Origin of the sequence: Pseudolysinimonas sp. (assembly GCF_044239695.1) — a bacterium.
Lineage (GTDB): Bacteria > Actinomycetota > Actinomycetes > Actinomycetales > Microbacteriaceae > Pseudolysinimonas_A.
This window is the reverse complement of record NZ_JBIIAW010000151.1, coordinates 1-5,238: the sequence shown is the minus strand read 5'-3', so window position 1 is coordinate 5,238 and position 5,238 is coordinate 1. Positions and strand designations below refer to the sequence as shown.

General features: G+C 62.5%; 7 protein-coding genes. 1 reads left to right on the top strand and 6 read right to left on the bottom strand.

Translation table 11 applies throughout. The annotated features are described in order from the left end of the window. The 6 genes from ACILQS_RS15385 to ACILQS_RS15360 form a co-directional block, all read right to left on the bottom strand. Positions 1-1,006: FtsX-like permease family protein (locus tag ACILQS_RS15385; RefSeq protein ID WP_395641003.1), on the bottom strand; the 1,006-nt coding region annotated here is incomplete at its 3' end. Next, the gene (locus ACILQS_RS15380; RefSeq protein ID WP_395641002.1) at positions 1,003-1,641 is read right to left on the bottom strand and encodes an ABC transporter ATP-binding protein; all 639 of its coding nucleotides are present in this window, start codon (positions 1,639-1,641) and stop codon (positions 1,003-1,005) included. The genes ACILQS_RS15385 and ACILQS_RS15380, both read right to left, overlap by 4 nt. Then, complete coding sequence (locus ACILQS_RS15375; RefSeq protein ID WP_395641001.1) at positions 1,638-2,660, bottom strand: peptidoglycan-binding protein; 1,023 nt, start codon at positions 2,658-2,660, stop codon at positions 1,638-1,640. Before ACILQS_RS15375 ends, ACILQS_RS15380 begins: the two co-directional genes overlap by 4 nt. 138 nt (positions 2,661-2,798) lie before the next feature. Further along, positions 2,799-3,476 carry a hypothetical protein gene (locus ACILQS_RS15370; protein ID WP_395641000.1) on the bottom strand — a complete coding sequence of 226 codons (678 nt, stop codon included), beginning with the start codon at positions 3,474-3,476 and terminating at the stop codon, positions 2,799-2,801. Between the two features lie 8 nt (positions 3,477-3,484). Then, positions 3,485-3,823, bottom strand: a complete 339-nt coding sequence (locus tag ACILQS_RS15365; RefSeq protein ID WP_395640999.1) for a hypothetical protein — start codon at positions 3,821-3,823, stop codon at positions 3,485-3,487. Beyond that, positions 3,813-4,106: a hypothetical protein gene (locus ACILQS_RS15360; protein ID WP_395640998.1), complete on the bottom strand. Its 294-nt coding sequence runs from the start codon at positions 4,104-4,106 to the stop codon at positions 3,813-3,815. The genes ACILQS_RS15365 and ACILQS_RS15360 overlap by 11 nt, the downstream gene beginning before the upstream one ends. A gap of 264 nt (positions 4,107-4,370) precedes the next feature. On the opposite strand from ACILQS_RS15360, the gene ACILQS_RS15355 reads away from it, so the two are divergent. Further along, positions 4,371-4,973 carry a hypothetical protein gene (locus ACILQS_RS15355; RefSeq protein WP_395640997.1) on the top strand — a complete coding sequence of 201 codons (603 nt, stop codon included), beginning with the start codon at positions 4,371-4,373 and terminating at the stop codon, positions 4,971-4,973. Positions 4,974-5,238: the final 265 nt, after the last annotated feature.

Genomic DNA, 5,238 nt, shown 5'->3' with positions numbered 1-5,238 from the left:
CAACCGCTGTGATGAAGGGTAACCCAGGCAGCGGATCCCCTGATGCCAACAAGGTCGTGACGGCGATCAATGTGCCAATGAACACACCGACCGTGCCGAGCATGGTCACCTGGCTTAGCAGTAGCGCGATAATCAGTCGCTGCGATGCGCCCAGCGCTCGGCGCCTCCCGAAGTCTTTCCGTCTGAGCACGACGAGGCCGTAGAGGATCACAGCTACGAGGACCGCCGTCAAGCCAAAGATCATGAACGTCAAGCCTCGACCGAACGAACCGAGCTGGTCCTGGATCAGAGACCGGAGCTTTGCCAGGTCCTCGCTCGTCTCGACCTGCACCTTCGTCGGGTCGTCAACACCGAGAACGGAAACGACGAGCTCCGTTAGGGGCGCAACTAGTTCGGGCCGCTCCGCAATGACGACCAGCACTGACACGGTCCCAGGGGATTCGTTTCGAACCTGAGGCGCGATGGCGAGCGGCTCCAGGAAGTCGAGATATGCGGGGGTGGTGAACTTGCCGAGGACGGAGTATTCCGCTCCCGAGTTCGTTGCTACGCCGCCCACCCCCGACTCAAGGCCTAGCTGCCCCGCGGTGACCTCGGAGACCCACATGCCGCTGTTCTTGACAGGCGACGTGGTCGGGATGCCGATGCTTGCATCGCCCGCAAACCAAAGCACGCGAGTCGGTACCTTGTCTGCACCGGGTATGAGAACGTTCGAACCGTCGTCGACCGGGCCGAATGCTGCGATGGCCTCAGCGCCATCGACGTTTGCGAGCCGCTCCACCACCGAGCTGTCCAGGCCCGCGCTGGATTCGGCGCGGATGATGATCGACCTTGTCCCCGCGGAGTCGATCGAACCGAGAACTGCTTGCTCGGATCCCACGGTGCGGCCCGTGGTTAGAAGGACGGCGGCGACCATGCCGGCAACCATGATGATCGTCACAATCGAGGCAACCGTCTGAGAGCGGGCAACCGCCCATGCCTCACGAAGCACTGCAACCACGTGGTTCATAGGGTGATCTGCCGGTGACATTGCGCAACCAGCGCCGGGTCATGAGTAACGATGATGACCGCAGTGCCGGCCGCAGCTTGCTCGTGAAACGCCGCAACGACGACCTCTGCAGAGGTGGGGTCGAGATTGCCGGTCGGCTCATCTGCCAGGAGAAACTCGGGTCGCCCGAGGAGCGCACGGCAGAGCGCCACGCGCTGGGCCTGCCCACCCGAGACCTGACCCGGCTTCGCCTCGGCTCGCAATTCCACGCCGAATCGCTTGAGAAGCGCGCGCCCTTCGGCAACCGCCGATGCCCGCGGCTGCCGGCGATAGAGCGCCGTCTCGACAACATTGTCGAGGACGGTCCGCGAGGAATCGAGTGCCGCATCTTGGAAGACGAACCCAAACCGCTGCGCCCTGAGTGTCGAGCTTGCGGCATCACCGAGCCCGGAGACGGGCTCGCCGTCGATTAGTACCGACCCCCGCTTCGGGCTGAGCATCAGCCCGAGCAGGTACAGCAGGGTCGATTTGCCGCTACCCGAAGGACCCGTGATAGCAACGACCTCGCCCCCCGCGAAGTCAGCGTCCCAATCGTCAACGACGGGACGGGTCGACTCGTACTCGAACCCGAGGCTTCGCGCCGACAGCACGGTCATCCAGCCGTCGCAGGCACTTGCACCTTCATGCCCCGTTCTACGCCCTCCACGACTGCCATTCCCCGCGCGCTTGCCACCAGCGTGACGACATGCTGAGCGCCGCCGTCGTCAGTCACCGCCAGCCTGCCGTCTGATCTCGTGAGGATTGCGGCCGTGGGGACGACGAGCCCGTTCACCGTCTCCATCGTGACGATCTGCGACCGAAGTGACGTTGGGCTCTCGGCCGGGATATCCGCGCACAGGTCGCCGCAGATACTCGTGCCGTCCTCGGCTGAAACGAGGGTGATCGTGTACCCGCTCGTCGCTTCTTCACGATGGTCCGCTGCTACCGCTTCCCAGAGCGAACCGTCGGGGGCCGAGATCTCAACTCGACTTCCGACGGGGATCAGGGCGAGCTGCGATTCCGCGACCTGCAGGACGAAATCAGGCTCCTGCGGCAGCCCGCGGATTGCATCCTCGCCGCCGCTCAAGGCCGCACCACGCGAGATGACTTCGTTGTCGAGAGAAACCCGAGTTGGCAAGGTCGGCACGAACGCAAGATCGCCAGTCTGCACCACGCCGTCCTGAGCCACGCCTATTGACTTCTGCCACGCCTTTACCGCTCGGGCCGTCTGCGAGCCGAACCGCCCATCGACCGCGCCCTGATACTGGCCGATGGCGGCGAGGAAGGACTGCAGCTGGGCGACGTCGGCACCAGTCGTGCCAGTGCTGAGCGACCGAAATGCCGGAACTTCCCCCTGCGCAATGACGACGGGTCGCAGATTGACGGAGTAGAGGATTGCGCCGGCGGCGACCTCTTCGCCCGGAGTCACGTTCACACTGGTGATGACTCCCGCAGCCTGGTTGTTCGCGATCGGAACCGGAGTCCACTCAGCAGTGGTGTTGAGGTTAATGCTCGATCCAACTTCGCCGTCGACGACCTCGACAAAGGTCGTCGCGGTCGAGTCAAGAGGGTCCGTAGCTGGCGTAACGACCGTGGCGATCGCCCAGCCCAGAACCCCTCCGACGACCAGCACCACCAGAGCAGCCGCAAGGATCGCTAGCCGAGGACGGTTCGGACGACGACGAGCCACGCTCGTCTCAGCGATCGTGACCTGCTGACTCGGCGAATCTCGCCTCACTGGGACCCTCATCGGCTTCCAGTGTCGATGAGGCGCCTACTCATACAAGTCGCTCGGAACCTGCGGACATACCTCATTGATCTCGTACCACGCCTCCTGGGAGAGGCCAGCGGAAACCACGCTCGCATAGATGTCCCACCCGCCGGTCTCGTCGTACGACTCTAGGAACGCTTGCTCAGACGGCGCATCCGAAACGTTGAATCCTTCGGCCTCCAGGCACGGCGCGAGCTCGTCTCTGAGATAGGCGTAGAGCGCGGACTTTTGCTCCTCAGTGAGAGGGCGGATGTACTTGAGATCGAGCGGATAGGAGGCGTGACACACATACATCGCGAGATCGTACGCTTCCTCCTGACCTGCCGGAATCGTGCCCGATTCAACGCCATTGTCTGGCGTGGCCCGGACGTCGGGCCAGCCCGAATCGACCATGCATCCGGCGAGCACCGTCGCAGACTCAGGCAGATCGATGTACCGAACGACTTCTATCTCGGGTCGGATGGCGCCCGGATGCTGACTCGCAACCATCTCCCAGTAGGAGTCGAGCTGCCACTGAGCCAACTCATCGCTCGTCATGTTCGCCAGGTCCGGAGTACCGTCATCCGACGAGGGAGGAGTGGGAGACGGCGCAACGTCTCCCACCAGAGAGCAGCCTGCGAGACTAAGAACGCTGGCTACGAATGCGCCGGCCATCGCCACGCGCAGGGTGCTCTTCTTCATTCTTGGTCCTACCAGTCGCAGCCGCGGCCGCCGCTGGAGATGTCGATCGTGGAGTTGATGTACGTCGCCGACGACACGGTGGTGTACCCGGAGGTCCAGTACGACCAGGTATAGGCCGCGGAGTAGGGCACGCTGTGCCCCTGGCCTCCACCGCCAACTTGCCCGTGATAGTGGTAGCCGTCGCCCTTCTGAAGCATCGACGTCTGCACCATGTTGGAGCCGCAATTGTAGGAGGCGCCCCAGCTCCACTTCTCGGCAGCAGCCGGAAGTGCCGGGAGGACGACGAGTGCCGCTGCCGCAAGCCCGGCGACGACAGCGGCAGGGATCGAGCGGCGCTTACCAGTCACAGGAACGCCCCCAGTTCGAGATGGTGCCGTTGGAAACGAAGAGGACCTGACTCACCGAGGTGAATCCTGAGTTGTAGTACGTCCACGCGTTCGCAGCGTGGTTGTACGTGTTCTCACGAACCTGGACACCAAGCTTGTGCTTGTGAGTGGAAACGGTTCCGTTGTCCTTCATGCTGGAGAGAACCAGCACGCCGTTGCAGTTGAGTGAACCGGACTGCTGCGTGTTTGCGCTCGCCGCGAGCGGTGCCGCAAGCACGCCAGCGAGCGCGAGCGCCGCAGCCACCCCCGCGAGGAGGCCCCTTCTTCTCTTCATTAGCCTCCCTTTCCGCCGGTTGAGGATGTCTCGAACCGCATTTCACGCTAACTGTTCGCTCCGCTGGCGAAAGTGAACGGAGGGTGAATTAGACACAGAAAGGTTCGTCCGCCCGGGCAAAACTCAGATAATCGCGCACGTCAAGATCCCGTCGCGCGGGACGGGTCTCCATCTTGTAAGTGTCCTAGGGCGCTCGATCGTCTCGACTCCGTCCAACAATGTTCTCTGGGGGGCATGGGCCTGACCTCCGCCACCGCAAGGCGCCATGCCCAGCGGACAGGCGACGGCCAACGCCGAACTGACCTCTCTGTAACTTTCACCAAGTCCGAGTGGTTTGTACATCCGGATGCTGATGTGGCGGTCTTGCCAATGGCCGGCAAGCCAGCCAGCCTGTCCCGGCTAGGTACACCACCACTTTTCGCCAGTTTCAAGCACGAGATGTTTCCCTCAATCGAAGATATGCAGTACATCGAGGCGTTCGAGGACGTAATCTTCGTCGGCTTCCCGCAGGGGTTGTGGGACAAGACCAACAAGACGCCGACAGTACGTCGCGGCATCACTGCAACGGCCATTTGGCAGGACTATATGGGAGAGCCTGCGTTCCTCAACGACGGCGCCGTCTTCCCGGGCAACAGCGGGGGGCCGGCATTGATAGTCGACCGGAACGGCTTCTTCGGTCCCAAAGGCTTTGAGATCGGAAGGATCCGAACCATCCTCCTTGGAGTCGTGGCCCAGTCGACGTCGATCCAGATTGGGTCGGCACTTCAGCCAGCAAGTATCGCAACGGTAGTGAAGTGGACTCGAGTCCTGGAAGCCCTCTCGCTGGTCGAGAACTAGAACGATGGGCTCTATTCAAAGACTCGGTCGGCGTCGGATCGGTCACGAGCGTCTTTCGTAGCACGAGCGCATCACTCACGCCGGCGCTGTAGTCAGACCGCAACTGCAGCGAATCGGCAGGTACAGCAGAGGCCCCGAAATCTAATGATTCCGGGGCCTCTTCATCTGTTGCGGGGACAGTGTCGTGGTTCAGGACATGGGCAAGGGATGTCTCAAGACATAGGCAACTGCGGGTGCGTCAGGCTCGCGGGTGTCTCGCGAACGT